We start from the raw sequence: 16,618 nt of genomic DNA on the forward strand, positions 1-16,618 counted from the left end.
GGTCGCGGCCTAAACCCGACGCCAGTGCGCGCACACGAAATCACCGTTGACGGCCGAGGACACCAGCGACCACTCCGAGCGCATCGGCAGCACCCGGGAACCGGCGCCGAGCGTGCACGGTGCGTAGGACACGATCATCTCGTCGACCAGGCCGGCGTCGACGAACTGCCGGGCGACCTCGCCACCGCCGACCACCCACACGTTCTTGCCCGCCGCGGCCTCGACCAGGCGAGGGTGCAGCTCGGCGGCGGGCCCTTCGTAGGTCTGCACGGAATGCTCGGCGGCGACGATCCCGGGCCGATGGGTCATGACCCACGACGGCTGGGAGTACATCCATTCCCCCGGATGGTTGGCGAGGATCCATTCGTAGGTGTCGGCGCCCATCACCAGGGAGCCGACACCGGCCATGAACTCCTCGATCGAAAACGGCCCGTCCTCGCGGATGTCGCGGGTCACCAACCAGTCCAGGCTGCCGTTCTCGTCGACGATGTAGCCGTCCAGGCTGGCGGCGGTGTAGTAGATCGTGCTCATCAGGTGCTCCTCATCCAGTCCAGGGGATCCCCGCGCCGGGTGCTGACGCCGTGCTCGGCGAGCATGGCGCGGGCGAGTTCGCGGCGGTGCGCCGAATACGTCAGGACGTGCGCGACGATGCCGTACAGCTGGAAGGATTCCGGCGGATCACACAACGCGTCGATCACGGTGTCGCCGAGCCGGCCCGCCGCCGAGTATTCGCAAACCATTGCGCGCCAACGCTTCGCGATGTCGTCGTGGTGGGCGGCGAGCGCCTCGGCGTCGACGAACCCGGGTTGGGTCGACGTGCGGGCAGGGAAGTCGTCGCCGCGGATCGTCGCGAGCCACACCTCTTTGCTCCACACGATCGTGCCCAACACGGCCCCGATGCTGGGCTCCGGGCCGTCCCACTCCAGCACCGTCTGCGCGGGCCGGATCTCGGCGACCCACTGGTCTGCGGTCAGTTCGGTGGCCCGCGCCAACAGATGCGCGGTGTCGTCGATGTCGTGCGCGATCATCAGCTCGGCGATGCCCGCGACGGCGGGATCTTGCTCGCGGTCGCTGTCGAGCCACAGCGACTGCGGGGGATGGAAGTGCAGGCCGTTCGGGGCGGGCAGCCGGAACGGCACGTCGCCGGCCTGCGACGGCGGCACCCCGTAGGTCCGGCGGAAGGCCCGGGAGAACACCTCGGCCGAGGACCAGCCCTCGTCGGCGGCGACCGCCGACACCGGTTCGCCGCGCTGCAACCGCCATGCGGCGCGTTCGAGCATCACGCGCCGCCGCAGCGTCGCGGGGGGTTCCCCGGTCAGGCGCCGGACCTCGCGGGAGAAGTGGAACTCCGACGCATAGCTGCTGCGCGCCATGTCGGCGACGTCGGTGTTGCCGGCGTCGGTGACGGCGTCGAGGAGCTCGCGCAGCCTGTCGCGGTGGCGATGACCGCTTGCGGGAAGAGCAGACGACTCAGCATGACCGCTTGCGGGAAGAGCAGACGACTCAGCATGACCGCTTGCGGGAAGAGCAGAGGACTCAGCAGGATCGCTCACGGTGTCCGAGTATCGTCGGCCGTCGCCGCGCGGGACATGACAATTCCTGCTGCCCTTCAGATGTCGATCACCTCGGCGATGCGGCGCTGCAACTCGGCGCGGTCCCCGAGATCGGCGACGGCGATCCCGAACCGGGACTCCAGCACCTCGACGACGGCTGCGGGACCGTCGAGCAGGGTGGTGTCGGAGCCGTCGGTGCGGTGCACGGTGAGCCGGCGCCCGCTCAGGTTCCACCGCGCGTCGTCGGTGACCAGCGCCGCTCGCAGCCCCGTGACGAACCCCGAGTGCGGGAACGTCGAGACGTACCAGCTGCCGACCTCCAGATCGATCCGCGGCCGCGGCCGCAGGCCCAGCAGGTACAGCGATCGCCACTCGCCGCGGATCTCGGCCTGTAGTTCGACGCCCTCGGCGTGGTCGAGCAGCCGGTACGGCTCGTGGCGGGTCTGCTGCACCGGGCCGGTCCGCAGTCGCATCGGCGACGACGGCGTCTGGCCGCCGAAACCGACGTCGACGAGCCACGGTCCGTCGCCGTCGGGCAGTGTCACCGCGAGCGCCTGGTGGGTCTGGGCAGGCAGGTCGGCGCCGTCGTGCATCCACACCACCCGTCCGGCCAGCCGCTGCACCTCGTAGCCGAGGTCGTCGAGCACGTAGCCGAGCAGCCCGTTGTGTTCGTAGCAGTACCCGCCGCGGCGGCGGGCGATGAGCTTGTCGGACAACGCGTCGGCGGACAGGTCCGCCACCGGGATGCCGCACAGCGGGTCGAGGTTCTCGAACGGGATCACCGCGGTGTGCGCGGCGACGATTCGCCGGAGGGCGTCGACATCCGGGGCGGCGGGGGCGGTGACCCCGATCCGGGACAGGTATGCATCGGTCAGGGCGGTCATGGCGCCCATCGTGCGACCTCGACAAGGGTTCAGGTCAAGACCCCCGAAATGCACTATGGCGGAATCCCCCGACCGGGTCCCGCCATAGTGGTTAGACCCTATAACGGTCGACGGGCGCGGCGCCGGATTTTCGGCGGAGTTGCCGGTGCCCTTACCCGCTAGCTGCAAAACCCGGCCGCCGTGGGACGCGTGGCCGGGTCATGAGTGTTGAGCCGGATATGACGAACAACGAACACACCGTGGCTCTGGTCACCGGAGCCAACCGCGGACTGGGCAAGCGCTTCGCCGAAGAGCTTGTCGCCCGAGGCGCGAAGGTCTACGCCGGCGCACGGCGCCCCGAGACCGTCGACATCTACGGCGTCATCCCGATCGCACTCGACATCACCGATCCCGAGTCGGTACGGCGCGCCGCCGAACAGGCCGGCGACGTCACTGTGGTGGTGAACAACGCCGGGGTGTCGACGCGCGCGAATCTGCTCGACGGGCCGATCGAGGACATCCGACTGGAGATGGAGACGCACTACTTCGGCACGCTGGCCGTGACCCGGGCGTTCGTGCCTGTCATCGAGCGCAACATCGCCGAGAACGGGGGCACCGGCGCGATCCTGAACGTGTTGTCGGTGCTGTCGTGGCTGCATCCCGGCACCAGCGGCGCGTATTCGGCAGCCAAGGCCGCGGGCTGGGCGATGACCGACGCCGTGCGAGAGGACCTCGCGCCGCGCGGTATCCACGTCGCCGCGCTGCACGTCGGATACATGGACACCGATATGGTCAGCTACATCCCGGCCGACCAGAAAACCGATCCGGCGCTGATCGCGAAGCTGGCCCTCGACGGCCTGTTCGCCGGGCAGAACGAGATCCTCGGTGACGCGCTGACCCGGACGGTGAAGGCCTCGCTGTCCGGTTAGACCCTTGACGGCTCTGCGCCGGTACTGGATTCTTCGGTCACGTGATGCTGGTCATAGCTGGAGGGACCCCCTCGGCGAAGTGGGTAGACTGGCAAAACTAGAACACGTTCCAGTCCGACGCCGACGTCTTCCGAGGGGGCCGCGATGAGCGCGACCGACACGATCCCGTCCGAGATCACCAAATGGGACCCCGTCCTCACCGAGCGGGTGATGGCCATCCTCAAGCCGTTCCTGAAGGGATGGCACCGCGCCGAGGTGCGCGGCCTGGAGGACTTCCCCGAGGGCGGTGCGCTGGTGGTGTCCAACCACTCCGGCGGGCTGTTCGCGATGGACGTGCCGATCTTCGCCAGCGGGTTCTACGACAAGTTCGGCTTCGACCGGCCGGTCTACACGCTCAGCCACGACATGCTGATGATCGGGCCGACGGGCGCGTTCTTCAAGAAGACCGGGTTCATCCCGGCCAACCACCACAACGCCGACGAGGCGCTGCGCTCCGGCGGGGTGGTCGTGGTGTTCCCCGGGGGTGACTACGACGTCTACCGCCCGTCGGCGGCGGCGAACAAGATCGACTTCGGCGGCCGCACCGGCTACGTCCGGGCCGCGATCAACGCCGGTGTGCCGATCGTGCCGACCGTCGGCATCGGCGGCCAGGAGAGCCAACTGTTCCTGAGCCGCGGCACCGACATCGCCAAGGCGCTCGGCCCCATCGCCAAGCTCGCCCGGACCAAGATCCTGCCGATCTCGTTCGGTTTCCCGTTCGGCCTGTCGGTCGTGGTGCCGCCGAACGTGCCGCTGCCGGCGAAGATCACGATGAAGGCGCTGCCGCCGATCGACATCATCGCCGAGTTCGGCGAGAACCCCGACATCGACGAGGTCGACGCACACGTGCGCCGGGTGATGCAGCGCGCCCTCGACGAGCTGGCCCAGGAGCGCAAGCTCCCGATCCTCGGTTAGCCCGATGGGCCTCACCGACTCCGTGACCAACGCGCTCGGCCTGATCTCGACGATGGCGCGTGCCGGCGTGATCGCACCGCTGCGCCCCGATAAGTACCTGCGCATCGTCGGCGCGATGCAGCGCGAGAACATGGCGATCACCTCCGGCTTCGCCGCAGCCGCCCAGCGCTGCCCCGACCGCGCCGGCCTCGTCGACGAACTGGGCATCCTGACCTGGCGCCAGATCGACCGGCGCGCCGACGCGCTCGCCGCCGCGCTGCAGGCGCTGCCCGGCGGGCAGCCCGAGGTCATCGGGCTGATGGCCCGCAACCACCGCGGGTTCGTCGACGCGCTGATCGCTGCCAACCGCATCGGCGCCGATGTGCTGCTGCTCAACACGTCGTTCGCCGGTCCCGCGCTGGCCGAGGTGCTCGAGCGCGAGGGTGAGGGCCGCTCGGTCGCGGTGATCTACGACGAGGAGTTCACCGAAACGGTGGACCGCGCGGTGGCCGGGCGACCCGACACCACCCGGATCGTCGCGTGGGCCGACACCGACACCGACGCGCTGACCGTGGAGTCGCTGATCGCCGAGCACGACGGCCGCCAGCCGGTGCGCTCGGTGGAGAAGGGGCGGGTCATCCTGCTCACCTCCGGGACCACCGGAACACCGAAGGGCGCCAAGCATTCCGGTGGCGACCCCAGCGTTCTGAAGGCGATCCTGGACCGGACCCCGTGGCGTGCCGAACAACCCGTCGTGATCGCCGCACCGATGTTCCACGCGTGGGGCTTCTCGCAACTGGCGTTCGCCGCGTCGATGTCGTGCACGATCATCACCCGGCGGAAGTTCGATCCCGAAGCCACCCTGGAACTGGTGGACAAGTACCGCGCCACCGGATTGTGTGTGGTGCCGGTGATGTTCGACCGCATCATGGAGTTACCGCCCGAGGTCCTCGACAAGTACAGCGGGCGCTCGCTGCGCTTCGCCGCCGCGTCGGGCTCGCGGATGCGTCCCGATGTCGTCATCGCGTTCATGGACCGCTTCGGCGACGTGATCTACAACAACTACAACGCCACCGAGGCCGGCATGATCGCCACCGCGACGCCGCGGGATCTGCGCGCCGCGCCCGACACCGCCGGCCGACCCGCGGAGGGCACCGAGATCCGGATCCTCGACACCGAGTTCAACGAGGTGCCCACGGGGCAGACCGGCGGCATCTGGGTGCGCAACTCGACCCAGTTCGACGGCTACACCTCGGGGACCACCAAGGATTTCCACGACGGGTTCATGTCCTCGGGCGATGTCGGCTATCTCGACGAGGACGGCCGGTTGTTCGTCGTCGGCCGCGACGACGAGATGATCGTGTCCGGCGGCGAGAACGTCTACCCGATCGAGGTCGAGAAGACGCTGACGACCCATCCCGACGTCGCCGAGGCCACCGTGCTCGGGGTCGACGACGAGAAGTTCGGTCAGCGGCTGGCGGCATTCGTGGTTTTGAACCCTGGCGCCGCGGCTACCCCGGAGACGCTGAAACAGCACGTTCGCGACCATCTGGCGAATTACAAAGTGCCGAGGGAGATCACGGTGCTCGACGAGCTGCCCCGCAGCATCACCGGCAAGATCTCCCGCAAGGATCTGAAGGAACGCCTGGAGAATGCCTAAACGCCGGCCGCTGCTGCGGGCCACCGCGGAGTTGCTCAACGCCGCCAACGGATTGCAGCCGCTGGCCCGCGAGGGATATCCGACCATCCCGGTCTTCGCGTTCGGGTGGCCGACCTCCGAGTTGTCGCCGCTGTACATGGCCGGCTCGATGCTCGATGCGGTGCGCCGCGGCATCCGCGGCGACTTCGGCGGACCGCGCGGCCGGATCGCACTCGCGCTGACCGCGGTGTCCTGGGCGGTGCTGTACCTGATCCACCGCCGCAACGTCGCGGCCCAACCGCATTTCGAGGATCCGCTGCGCGAGGCGCTCGGCGCCGACTACCAGGACATCGCCGAGAAGGCGAAGTCCACGCGGCGCCGCTACATCGGTGTGCCGCCGAACGAGATCGTCCGCCGCCGCTACGTGGAGAAGGCCGGCACCGTGCAGTACGGGCCGCTGCGGGTCAACCGGGCCGACATCTGGCGCCGCGCCGACCTACCGCGCGACGGCAAAGCCCCTGTGCTGCTGCAGGTCCCGGGCGGCGCATGGGCGATCGGGATGCGCAAACCGCAGGCCTACCCATTGCTGAGCCATCTGGCCGACCACGGCTGGATCTGCGTGTCGATCGACTACCGGGTCAGCCCGCGCAACACTTGGCCGGACCACATCGTCGACGTCAAACGGGCGCTGGCCTGGATCAAGGAGCACATCGCCGAGTACGGCGGGGACCCGGATTTCGTCGCGATCACCGGCGGTTCGGCCGGCGGGCACCTGTCGGCGCTGGCCGCGCTGACCGCCGACGATCCGACCTTCCAGCCCGGCTTCGAGGACGCCGACACCTCCGTGGTCGCCGCGGTGCCGATCTACGGTCGCTACGACTGGGTCTCGGCGAAGGGCAACGGGCGCAAGGAATTCATCGCGTTCCTGCAGAAGTTCGTCGTCAAGAAGCCGATCACGCAGAACCGGCAGCTGTACGTCGACGCGTCACCGTTGCACCGGCTGCGTGCCGACGCGCCCCCGTTCTTCATCCTGCACGGCCAGGACGACTCGATCATCCCGGTGCCCGAGGGCCGTGAATTCGCCGACGCGCTCAAGGGCGTGTCGACGTCCCCGGTGGTGTACGCCGAAATCCCGCACGCGCAGCACGCTTTCGACTTCTACTACGGTTCACCGCGGGCGCATTACACCGCCCAGGCCGTCGAGGAGTTTCTGTCCTGGGTGATGGCGACGCGCAAGACCGCGGCGGGGAATCAGGTCGAGGCGGGCTGATCCACCCGCCGATCACCGTGGCATGCGCAGGATTCCGTCCAGAAGCGCGGCCAGCCGGGTGACCCAGGCGTCGCCGACGGCGCCGGTGCGGGCCAGTTCGGCGACGTAGCTGCCGACGATCATGTCGATCACGGTGTCGGCGCTGTGTTGGTCGAGCTCGAGTGCGTCGATGGCATGGCGGCGGTACGCCACCAGAATCGAGCGGAACGCGTCGCTGAACTCCGGGTCCTCGTCGGTGAGCAGCGCGGCGAATCCCCCGGCGCCGATGCCCCGCGCGATCACGTCGACGGACTGTTCGATCACCCAGCGCAGTCGCTGCTCACGGTCGGCGTCGGCGGATACCGACGGCCGCTCGTCCAGCGTCTCCAGCGCGGCGGCGAGCAGGCTGCGCCGGTTCGGATGGCGCCGGTAGATCGTCGTCTTCGCGATACCTGTCGCATCGACGATCGCCTGCATCGTCACCGCCTTCGGACCGCGCGCCCGCAGGAGTTCCAGCGCCGCGTCCAGGATGCGGGCGCCGACGGCGTCGTCGGGTCTTTCCACCAGGGTCGCCTCTCTGCCGCGCGGGTGCACGTTCGCGGATCCCACGCTACACTGAACGTATCGCTACGCTACTCGTAGCGTATTGATCAAGGAGGTTGTCATGCGACATATGTTCAGAACAGCACCGCTGCCGGCGATCGGCTATGTGCTGACCCTGTTCGGCTTCGTATTCCTGGGGACCTTCACCGCGTCGCTGGCGCTCGGCAGCGGCACCCTCGCGATCATGTTCGGTGTCGCGATGGTTGCCAGTTACGGCCTGGGGCTGACGTGCTTCATGCTGCGCAAGCGCTACATCGCCACGGCCGATCCCGACTCCGACGTCACGCTCGGATTCGACCCGATCCGCGGCGACACCGACCGGCGCGCGGCCGAGCGCTACCTGGCGCGGTACCGCGGACAGCCCGCGGCGGTGACCGAACTCCCCCGGACGCAGACGCCGGTGGCCGACATCGCCGCCTGACCCCCAGCACCACCCCGGGTGCCGAAATTGCGTTCCGGCAGAAGAAGTTCGAGTGCAGTCCTGCTGGAATGCAATTTCGGCGAAGGTTCTACCCCACGTTCGGCATTGCGGTGTCGACGACCGAGAAATCACCGGAAAGCCCCGCGGCACGGCGGATCTCAGCGAACTCGTCGAGCATCGCACCGCTGAGTTCGTGCGGGTCCTTGAGCGTCCTGCCGTCGGAGAGCACCGAGATGTTGATCTGGTCGACGTAGCTCCACACGGTGATGTTGAGGCCGCTGCCGACGGTCAATGGGCCCACCGAGAAGATCTCGGTGACCAGCGCCCCGCCGACGCGGGCCCGCTCGCGGGGGCCGGGCACGTTGGAGATCGGCAGGTTCATGATCTTGTTCTGGCCGTCCTTGGTGGCCAGCCAGCGGAACAACGCCTCGGCCGGGGCGGGCGGAAAGTACGCCGACCACCGGCTGACCAGCTCGGGCCCGAGCAGATTGTTGCTCTCCTTGCCGACCACGGCGGCCTCGTGCGCGGCGCGCACCCGCTCCAGCGGGTCGTCCAACTCGACCGGGATCGCGACCAGCACTCCGGTGAACTTATTGCCCGAGATCCGGTCGCGGGAGAAGTCGAAGCTCACCGGCACCGACGCCAGCAGCGGGTGCTCGGCGTGACCGTCGTAGCGCAGCAACAACTTTCGCAGCGCACCGGCCGCCAGCGCGAGCACCATGTCGTTGATGGTGGCGCCGAGCGCCTTGCCGGTGCTCTTGACCTCGTCGAGCGACAGCGTCGCGGTGGCGAATCTGCGGGTCGCGTCGATCTGATGGTTCATGAACGACGGCGGAGGGGTGAACGGCCTGGTGAGCTCCGGTGAGAGTTTCTGGCCGCTGCGTCGCACCCGCCGCATACCGGCGGCGGTGTAGCGCATCACGTCCGGGATCCGGCCGATCTGGCGGAGGTGGTCGTTGAACGCAGTCCGCACCAGTTCGCCGCGCGAAGGCGCGGGATCCGTTGCGTACGAATCACGGTCGGCCTGCGGACCGTCCTGCAGATCCATCCCGCGCGCGAGCAGGTTCGCCGAAGCGACGCCGTCGGCGAGCGCGTGGTGGATCTTGCCGAGCACCGCGATGCGGCCGCCCGCCAGGCCTTCGATCAGGTACATCTCCCACAGTGGCCGGTCCCGGCTCAGCGGGGTGCTCGCGATCCGGCCGACAGCCTCGTCGAGTTCACGGCGTCCACCCGGAGCCTCGACGCGGACCGACCGCACGTGGTAGTCGAGGTCGACCTCGGCGTTCTCCCGCCACATCGGATGGTGGAACTTGAACGGGATGTCGACCAGTTCATAGCGGAACGGGTCGAGCTTGTAGAGCCGGCCGTGGATGACCTTGCGCAGCTCCTCCACCCCGAATGTCGCGCCGCCGAGACCGTCGAGTTCGATCACCGCGAGCTTGAGGGTATGCATGTGGACGCTCGGGGTTTCGCTGTACAGCAGCACAGCGTCCCATCCACTCAGCCTTTTCACTGCGCCACCTTCCGTACAGGAGGTGACTATATAACCTCTTTGGCCCCGATAAGGCTTCGGTTTCGGTGGATGTGGTTGAGGAACAAGCCGATTGCCGTCGACGCCGCGCCGGTGCGGGCACCGTCGGTCATGTCGAAGCCGTGACCTGCGCCCGGCAGTTCGACATAGCCGACCACCGAGCGTGACACGCTGCGCAGCCGTTCGACGAAGCCCTGCGCCTGATGGACGGGGATGACGCTGTCGCCGGTGCCGTGGATCACCAGGAACGGCGGCGCCTCGGAATGGATGCGGGCCATCGGCGAGGCTTTGCGGAACACATCAGGGTGCTTGTCGAACTTGCGCTTGACGACCACACGCTCGAGGAAGTCCATGAAGCGGACGCGCTCGACGGTGGACTTGTCCTCCCAGTCGTAGCGTCCGTAGATCCCGACGACCGCGTCGACCGAGGTGTCGGAACCCTCCGGGAGTTCACCCTGCATCTCGGGATCGTTGGCGGTCAGACCGGCCAGCGCGGCAAGGTGGCCGCCGGCCGAGGTCCCGGCGATGGTGACGAAATTGCGGTCACCGCCGAACTTGTCGACGTTGGCGCGCGCCCACGCGATCGCGGTCTTCACATCGGTGATGTGCGCCGGCCACGGGTTGTGCGGCGCGACACGGTATTCCACCGACAGGCACACCCAGCCCATCTCGGCCAGATGGGACATCAGCGCATAGCCCTGCAGCACCCGGCCGCCGTGCACCCACGCGCCACCGGGCACGAAGATCATCACCGGCGCGTCCGACGACACATCCTCGCGCTTCCACACGTCGAGCAACTGCGTCGGGCGCGGCCCGTAGCGCACCGAGGTGCGGTGTACATGGCGCCGGTGTTCGCGCATCTTCCACACCGGCGGGGTCCGCTCGGCCTCGGGCCACTCGATCTCGAGGTCCTTCGGCGACACCACACCGCGCAGCGCGGCCTCGGTGACTGCATTCGTGCAGTCCCGCTCCTGCTGCTTTTTTTCGGCGTCGTTGGGCGTTACCAGCGACTTCGCCAGAGCCCCGACGAAATCCGGGGCGTGGCGGGCTCCCCAGACCCCGGCCGCGGTCAACGCGCCCAGCGGCTCAAGGTGTTTCCCGATCACCGGCAGCGACGCCGACGCGACGCTCAGGGCCAGCATGTAGTCCGACGGACCCGCGTTCAGCAACCATTCCAAACGCGTGGTGAGGGTCGGGCCGGGATACCGGGTATCCGGTCGTGGGGTCATGGCGGCGAGCGTACCCCGGTGACATAGATCTCAAACGACAATCCGCGCCAAGTTGTCTACTCAAGTTTGAGAAGTAGTCAATTTGTGATCGGAGTCACAGATAGCACGTGGTGTGACCTCCGATAACGTCGGCTGACGACCGTCAATTTCAGCGAAGAAGGCCTTACTTCTGTGAGCAAGAGCGCGAGCGCGTCCAAGTTAGCCATCACCGACGACCACCAGGACCTTGCGGAGGCCGCATCCGGCCAGCTGACCAGGCTGCAGGCACTGGCCGCGGCCCGCGCCACCCTCGACGGAGGCCCGTCGCATCCGGCGGACCTCTGGTCAGCCGCCACCAACCTGGGCTGGACCGGTCTGGCGCTACCCGAGGACGTCGGCGGCTCCGGCTACGGGCTCTCCGAGCTGGCCGTCGTGCTCGAATGCCTGGGTCGCCGGCTCACCCCCGGCCCGTTCCTGCCCAGCACCGCCGCCGCGGTGGTGATCGACCGGTGCGCGCCGGACTCCGTGCGCGCCGATACCCTGCCCGACCTGGCCTCCGGCACCACCGTCGCGGCACTCGGCGTGTCCGGCACCCTGGCCGTCGCCGACACCGTCACCGGCCGAAGTCCCGCGGTGCTCGGCGCGCCGGATGCCGCGCTGCTCGTGCTGGTCGCCGGCGACGACGTGGTGATCGTCGACGCCGCCGACGACGGCGTCACGGTGACCCCGCTCGATTCGCTGGACCCGACCCGCAGCATCGGTTCGGTGACTCTGAGCGGCGTGGCCGTGCCGGCCGACCGGCTGCTGCGCGGGGCCGCGCGCAACGCCAGGACGGTGTTTCGCACCCTCGCCGCGGCCGAGGCCGTCGGGGTCAGCTGGGCGACACTGGACATGGCCGTCGAGTACGCGAAGGTGCGCGAGCAGTTCGGCCGCACCATCGGCACCTTCCAGGCGGTCAAACACCACGCCGCGAACATGCTCGTGGCCGCCGAGACCGCGACGGCCGCAGTGTGGGACGCCGCCCGCGCCGACGACCTGGACAGCGCCGCCTTCGCCGCGGCGGTCGCCGCGGCACTGGCCATCCGCGCGCAGGTGTTCAACGCGCAGAACAACATTCAATTACACGGCGGTATCGGCTTCACCTGGGAGCACGATGCGCACCTGTATCTGCGCCGCGCACGCACCCTGGCCGCGCTGATGGCCGACGGTGCCGACCCGCTCGTCGACATCGTCGACGCGCAGCGCTGCGGACAGGCGCACGGGGCGTCGTTCACCCTGCCCGCGGAAGCCGAGGAGTACCGCAGCCAGGCCCGCGATGCCGCCGCCAAGGTCCGGTCGCTGCCCGCCGAGCAGCAGCGCGACTTCCTCGTCGACTCCGGATACCTGGTCCCGCACTGGCCGAAGCCGTGGGGCCGTGGGGCGAACGTGCTCGAACAACTCGTCATCGAGGAGGAATTCGACGACGTCGAGCGCGTCGACATGGGTATCACCGGCTGGGTCGCACTGACGATCGCCCAGGCCGGCAGCGACGACCAGCGTGAACGCTGGGTCGAACCGGTGCTGCGCGGACAGAGCATGTGGTGTCAGCTGTTCTCCGAACCCGGCGCCGGATCCGACGCCGCCGCCGTGCGCACGTCGGCGAAGAAGGTCGACGGCGGCTGGCGGGTGACCGGCCAGAAGGTGTGGACCAGCCTCGCGCACATGTGCCAGTGGGGGCTGGCGACCGTGCGCACCGATCCGGACGCCCCGAAGCACGCCGGGGTGACCATGATGGCGATCGACATGACCGCCGACGGTGTCACGGTCAACCCGTTGCGCGGCCTCACCGGCACCGCCCACTTCAACGAAGTGTTCTTCGACGACGTGTTCGTGCCCGACTCCGACGTGGTCGGCGACGTGAACAAGGGCTGGCTGGTCGCGCGGGCCACCCTCGGCAACGAGCGCATCTCGATCGGGGGTGGCTCCGGCGGCGCCTCCGGCACCACGCCCGCCCACCTCGTCAAGCTGCTCGACGACGCCCCCGACCCGCAACGCTACGTCCGGCGCGCCGGTGAGGTGATCGCCGAGATCCACTCGCTCAAGCTGCTGAACCTGCGCCGCGCGACCCGCGCGATCTCGGGAGCCGAGCCCGGCCCCGAGGGCAACGTCACCAAGCTTCTGGTCGCCGAGTCCGGTCAGCACCTGACCGAGCTGGCGTTCGAGCTGGCAGGCACCGCCGCGGTGACCGGACAGATTCCGCAACTGACGACCAGCTATCTGGGCAACCGGGCGATGACGATCGCGGGCGGCACCTCCGAGATCACCCGCAACACGATCGCCGAACGGATCCTCGGTCTGCCACGAGATCCGCTGCTTCGCTGACGGAGTGCGTTGTCGCGCACGCATACTGATCGGGTGCATGGCATCGACTTCCATCCGGAGCTGCGACGCGCCGCCCGGATGCTGCCCCGACAGATCATCACCCCGGTCACGTTGCCGCTGCTGCGCCGCGCGTCGCGGCTGATGTGGCGCCGCGCCCCGGCCGACGACATCGAGGTGCTGACGCTGTCGTCCGGTGTCGGGGTTCGGCTCTTCCGCCCGGCCGGCGACGCCGGGACCACCCCTGCGCTGCTGTGGATCCACGGGGGCGGCTACGTCATCGGTGACGCCGCCCAGGACGACGTGCTGTGCCGGCGGTTCGCGCGCGAACTCGGCGCGACCGTCGCGTCGGTCGACTACCGGCTGGCACCGGACTTTCCGTATCCGGTTCCGCTGGAAGACTGCTACGAGGCGTTGAAGTGGCTGGCCGCGCTGCCCGCAGTGGACCCGTCGCGGATCGCGATCGGCGGGGCCAGCGCGGGCGGCGGGCTGGCCGCGGCACTGGCGCTGCTGGCCCGCGACCGCGGCGAGATCCCGCTGGCAGCACAGCTTCTGGTGTACCCGATGATCGACGACCGCACCGTGTTACGTGGCGGGCTGGACAACCCGGGGCACCGGCTGTGGAACCAGGCCAGCAACCGGTTCGGCTGGCGCTCCTATCTCGGCGACGCCGATCCCGACGTCGCGGTGCCCGCGCGGCGTGGGGACCTCGCCGGGTTACCACCGGCGTGGATCGGTGTCGGCACCCTGGATCTGTTCCACGACGAGGACCTCGCCTACGCCGAGCGGTTACGTGCGGCGGGAGTGCCGTGTGAGGTGGAGGTGGTGCAGGGCGCGTTCCACGGCTTCGACGGCATCGCACCGAAAGCCGAAGTGTCGCTGGCGTTCTTCCGCAGCCAATGCGCACTGCTGCGGACGGCGTTCGCGCCCGCGGCAGCCTAGCGCTCGTAGGCGACCTCGCCGCCGATCACGGTCGCGGCGACCGCGCCGGCGTCGAGGTCGGCCAGTGTCTCGTCCGGCGGGGTTTCCAGCACCACCAGGTTGCCCGGCCTCCCCTGGGCGACGGCCGCCGGTGCGCCCGGCCTGCGGCTCACGAACAGCGCCAATGCCGTTGCCGCGCCGATTCGTTCGTCGGGGCCCAGCACGTCGCCGGATCGGGTGCGACGGTTCACGGCGGCACGCATCGCCGCCCACGGGTCGGCGTCGCCGAACGGTGCGTCGGTGGACAGCGCGACGGGCACCCCGGCACGCAGCAGTGTGGCCAGCCGCCACAGCTCATGGTGTTCGGCCGCAGGGACGTCGACGAGGTACTGGTCGCCGCGCTCGGCGACGAAGTTCGGCTGGGTCACCACCGCGACCCCGCTCTGCGCGAGATCGCCGATGCTGTCGTCGGGCACCACCGCGGCGTGCTCGATGCGGTCGAGGGGGTGCCGGCCCGCCGCCCCGAATGCCGCCAGCCCGACCACCAACTGGGCGGCGGTGACACAGTGCAGCGCCGCCGGGACACCGACCGAATGGGTGTGGCGGATCCAGCGGGTCAGCGCGTCGAGGTCCAGATCGTCGTCGTGCAGGATCCGTTTCCCCGGCGCCAGGGCGCGCACCGTCTGCGGTAGCCGCTCGTGCAAGTCGGTGATGTCGCCCGCACCGAGATCCGGTGTCGCGTCGGTGACGTCGGTGACGCCGTACCGGGTGAGCCGTGCGGCGAGCCCGTCGAGGTCCGGATCGGTGTGCGGCAGAGCCCAACTCGGGTCGTCGCTGCGCAGAATCCCGTCCCGGTGGCCGGGTGCTCCGATCCGGTGCAGGCCGGCGGTGTTGAGGGTCCACTGCACGCCGCTGCGGTGCTGGACGCGGACCGGGGTGCCCGCGGTGATCTCGTCGAGGACGTGTCTGTCCAGTGGTCCGGCGACCGAGTCGTGGTAGCCGACGGCACGGATCCAACCGTCGCCGTCGGGGGTGGCGCGGGCGAGAACGTCGGCGAGGCCGTCCTTGCCACGCACGTTCTCGGGCCCGACGCGCACCGAGTGCAGCGCGGCCGCGGCGGCCCGCAGGTGGATGTGCTGGTCGTGCAGCCCGGGCAGCACGGTGCCGCCGGCCGCGTCGAACTCGGCCTCACCGGGCATCGTCCTGAGCCCCTCGCACACCTCGACGATCCTGTCCCCGACCCGGATGTCAGTGCGGGTGCCGTCGATCAGCACTGCGCGGCGGATCAGCACGGTGCCGCCGACCGGTCGCCGACCATGCGGTCCACATCCTCGGTGTCGGCACCGAGTTCTCGCGCAGAGGCACGGATCAGCGGTGGTGCGGTGCAGACGATGTCGCCACCTCGCCGCAGGTGCGCGTACTCGGCGGCGACGGCGGCCATCGAGATCTCCAGTAGTTCGCCGCCGCCCCGGTTGCGCGCGGCGAGCACCGCCGCGGCGGCATGGATACCGGTCAGCGGGTCGGCGATCGCGTCACCACAGAACTGCGGGTCCTCCACGCTCCCGGTGACCAGGCCACCGGACACCGCGGCGTCGTCACCGAAGGCCACCCAGTCGGCGCGCGCACCGTCGGTGCCGTGGCCGGTGATCCGGATCCAGACCCGGCCGGGGCGCGCCGGGATGTCCGCCGGGCCCAGGCCATGGCGCGCCAGCGCGGCGGGCCGCGACGACTCGATCACCACGTCGGCCGCCGCAAGCAGCCGGCGCAATCCGGCGGGCTCGGTGAAATCCGCGTCATACGAGAGCTTTCCGGCGTTCATCCAGTCGAAGAACTCCGGGGGTCCGTGCCGGGGGCCGTCGGGCCGGGCCCTGCTCTCGACCTTGACGACCGTCGCGCCCGTGTCGGCCAGCAGACGCCCGCACAGCGGCCCCGCCCACATCGTCGACAGGTCGACGACCAGAGGTTCGCACCATCCCGGGGTCGCGCGGCTTCCGCTGCGGCGCACCGTGATCGGCGCCGGGCCGGTTTCCCCGAGCACACCGACGGGAAGCCCGAGCAGCCGCGCCTGCTCGGCGACGGCGATGACCCCGACGTCCGCGGCACGCCTGGCGATCGCGTCCCACGGATCAGCGGCCACCTCGTCAGTCTCGAGCAGGGCGGGTACGGCCTGCAGGTCGTCGGGCCGCGACAGCGTCAGCGCGCACCATCCGTCGGGTCCGCGCAGCAGCCGGGTCGCGCCACCCGCCGAGATCCGGTCGCCGGGCTGCCGGCCGAGCAGCGCGGCGCGGCCGCCGATCAGCGTCGCGGCGTCGGCACGCAACGCGGCCTCGTCGAGCACCCTCTGCGCGCGCGCCGGCACGGCGGCGGGGACGCGCATCGGGCTCACCGCTCCATTGTCGGTGACGGCGGA

Annotated in this window: 15 protein-coding genes; 7 read left to right on the forward strand and 8 right to left on the reverse strand. The window is 69.6% G+C overall.

All coding sequences use genetic code 11. The annotated features are described in order from the left end of the window. Positions 1-9: 9 nt before the first annotated feature. The 3 genes from NTM_RS05265 to NTM_RS05275 all read right to left on the reverse strand — a co-directional run bounded on the left by NTM_RS05265 (position 10) and on the right by NTM_RS05275 (position 2,446). Complete coding sequence (locus tag NTM_RS05265; RefSeq protein WP_104864549.1) at positions 10-531, reverse strand: dihydrofolate reductase family protein; 522 nt, start codon at positions 529-531, stop codon at positions 10-12. Further along, a complete protein-coding gene (locus NTM_RS05270; RefSeq protein ID WP_163769376.1) occupies positions 531-1,427 on the reverse strand; it encodes a helix-turn-helix domain-containing protein in 897 nt (298 codons plus the stop codon). The genes NTM_RS05265 and NTM_RS05270 overlap by 1 nt, the downstream gene beginning before the upstream one ends. Positions 1,428-1,609: 182 nt before the next feature. After that, complete coding sequence (locus NTM_RS05275) at positions 1,610-2,446, reverse strand: arylamine N-acetyltransferase family protein (RefSeq protein ID WP_435405031.1); 837 nt, start codon at positions 2,444-2,446, stop codon at positions 1,610-1,612. A 209-nt stretch (positions 2,447-2,655) separates the two neighbouring features. Here NTM_RS05275 and NTM_RS05280 point away from each other — a divergent pair, with 209 nt between their 5' ends. The 4 genes from NTM_RS05280 to NTM_RS05295 all read left to right on the forward strand — a co-directional run bounded on the left by NTM_RS05280 (position 2,656) and on the right by NTM_RS05295 (position 7,187). Then, on the forward strand, positions 2,656-3,345 hold the full coding sequence (locus NTM_RS05280) for an SDR family oxidoreductase (protein ID WP_163765669.1): 690 nt from the start codon (positions 2,656-2,658) through the stop codon (positions 3,343-3,345). A 144-nt stretch (positions 3,346-3,489) separates the two neighbouring features. After that, complete coding sequence (locus tag NTM_RS05285) at positions 3,490-4,299, forward strand: 1-acyl-sn-glycerol-3-phosphate acyltransferase (RefSeq protein ID WP_163765670.1); 810 nt, start codon at positions 3,490-3,492, stop codon at positions 4,297-4,299. A 4-nt stretch (positions 4,300-4,303) separates the two neighbouring features. Then, the gene (gene fadD12, locus NTM_RS05290) at positions 4,304-5,938 is read left to right on the forward strand and encodes an acyl-CoA ligase FadD12 (RefSeq protein WP_104864553.1); all 1,635 of its coding nucleotides are present in this window, start codon (positions 4,304-4,306) and stop codon (positions 5,936-5,938) included. Beyond that, complete coding sequence (locus NTM_RS05295; RefSeq protein ID WP_163765671.1) at positions 5,931-7,187, forward strand: alpha/beta hydrolase; 1,257 nt, start codon at positions 5,931-5,933, stop codon at positions 7,185-7,187. Before fadD12 ends, NTM_RS05295 begins: the two co-directional genes overlap by 8 nt. A gap of 12 nt (positions 7,188-7,199) precedes the next feature. On the opposite strand, the gene NTM_RS05300 is transcribed toward NTM_RS05295, so the two are convergent. After that, positions 7,200-7,733, reverse strand: a complete 534-nt coding sequence (locus tag NTM_RS05300; RefSeq protein ID WP_163769377.1) for a TetR/AcrR family transcriptional regulator — start codon at positions 7,731-7,733, stop codon at positions 7,200-7,202. A 97-nt stretch (positions 7,734-7,830) separates the two neighbouring features. On the opposite strand from NTM_RS05300, the gene NTM_RS05305 reads away from it, so the two are divergent. Then, entirely contained in the window at positions 7,831-8,190 is a 360-nt protein-coding gene (locus tag NTM_RS05305) for a hypothetical protein (RefSeq protein ID WP_163765672.1), read from the forward strand. An 88-nt stretch (positions 8,191-8,278) separates the two neighbouring features. Here the strand turns inward: NTM_RS05305 and NTM_RS05310 are convergent, their stop codons facing one another. Together NTM_RS05310 and NTM_RS05315 are read right to left on the reverse strand one after the other, a co-directional pair. After that, a complete protein-coding gene (locus NTM_RS05310) occupies positions 8,279-9,703 on the reverse strand; it encodes a WS/DGAT/MGAT family O-acyltransferase (protein ID WP_163765673.1) in 1,425 nt (474 codons plus the stop codon). 26 nt (positions 9,704-9,729) lie between these two features. Further along, positions 9,730-10,950 carry an alpha/beta hydrolase gene (locus NTM_RS05315; RefSeq protein ID WP_104864558.1) on the reverse strand — a complete coding sequence of 407 codons (1,221 nt, stop codon included), beginning with the start codon at positions 10,948-10,950 and terminating at the stop codon, positions 9,730-9,732. A gap of 171 nt (positions 10,951-11,121) precedes the next feature. Between NTM_RS05315 and NTM_RS05320 the strand changes: the two genes are divergently transcribed. Then, on the forward strand, positions 11,122-13,290 hold the full coding sequence (locus NTM_RS05320) for an acyl-CoA dehydrogenase family protein (protein ID WP_163765674.1): 2,169 nt from the start codon (positions 11,122-11,124) through the stop codon (positions 13,288-13,290). Positions 13,291-13,368: 78 nt separating this feature from the next. Continuing rightward, on the forward strand, positions 13,369-14,229 hold the full coding sequence (locus tag NTM_RS05325) for an alpha/beta hydrolase (RefSeq protein ID WP_179964040.1): 861 nt from the start codon (positions 13,369-13,371) through the stop codon (positions 14,227-14,229). Here the strand turns inward: NTM_RS05325 and NTM_RS05330 are convergent. Together NTM_RS05330 and NTM_RS05335 are read right to left on the reverse strand one after the other, a co-directional pair. Next, positions 14,226-15,500 carry an amidohydrolase family protein gene (locus NTM_RS05330; RefSeq protein ID WP_163765676.1) on the reverse strand — a complete coding sequence of 425 codons (1,275 nt, stop codon included), beginning with the start codon at positions 15,498-15,500 and terminating at the stop codon, positions 14,226-14,228. The genes NTM_RS05325 and NTM_RS05330 overlap by 4 nt on opposite strands. After that, positions 15,494-16,594 (reverse strand): CoA transferase, encoded by a 1,101-nt coding sequence (locus tag NTM_RS05335; RefSeq protein ID WP_163765677.1) that lies wholly within the window; start codon positions 16,592-16,594, stop codon positions 15,494-15,496. The genes NTM_RS05330 and NTM_RS05335 overlap by 7 nt, the downstream gene beginning before the upstream one ends. Between the last annotated feature and the right edge of the window lie 24 nt (positions 16,595-16,618).

The organism is Mycolicibacterium parafortuitum, from assembly GCF_010725485.1.
In the GTDB taxonomy this organism is placed as follows: domain Bacteria; phylum Actinomycetota; class Actinomycetes; order Mycobacteriales; family Mycobacteriaceae; genus Mycobacterium.

Coding starts and splice junctions, on each gene's coding strand:
- NTM_RS05265 (WP_104864549.1), bottom strand. CDS start 531: ATGAGCACGATCTACTACACCGCCGCCAGCCTGGACGGCTACATCGTC.
- NTM_RS05275 (WP_435405031.1), bottom strand. CDS start 2,446: ATGGGCGCCATGACCGCCCTGACCGATGCATACCTGTCCCGGATCGGG.
- NTM_RS05280 (WP_163765669.1), top strand. CDS start 2,656: ATGACGAACAACGAACACACCGTGGCTCTGGTCACCGGAGCCAACCGC.
- NTM_RS05285 (WP_163765670.1), top strand. CDS start 3,490: ATGAGCGCGACCGACACGATCCCGTCCGAGATCACCAAATGGGACCCC.
- fadD12 (WP_104864553.1), top strand. CDS start 4,304: ATGGGCCTCACCGACTCCGTGACCAACGCGCTCGGCCTGATCTCGACG.
- NTM_RS05295 (WP_163765671.1), top strand. CDS start 5,931: ATGCCTAAACGCCGGCCGCTGCTGCGGGCCACCGCGGAGTTGCTCAAC.
- NTM_RS05305 (WP_163765672.1), top strand. CDS start 7,831: ATGCGACATATGTTCAGAACAGCACCGCTGCCGGCGATCGGCTATGTG.
- NTM_RS05315 (WP_104864558.1), bottom strand. CDS start 10,950: ATGACCCCACGACCGGATACCCGGTATCCCGGCCCGACCCTCACCACG.
- NTM_RS05325 (WP_179964040.1), top strand. CDS start 13,369: ATGCTGCCCCGACAGATCATCACCCCGGTCACGTTGCCGCTGCTGCGC.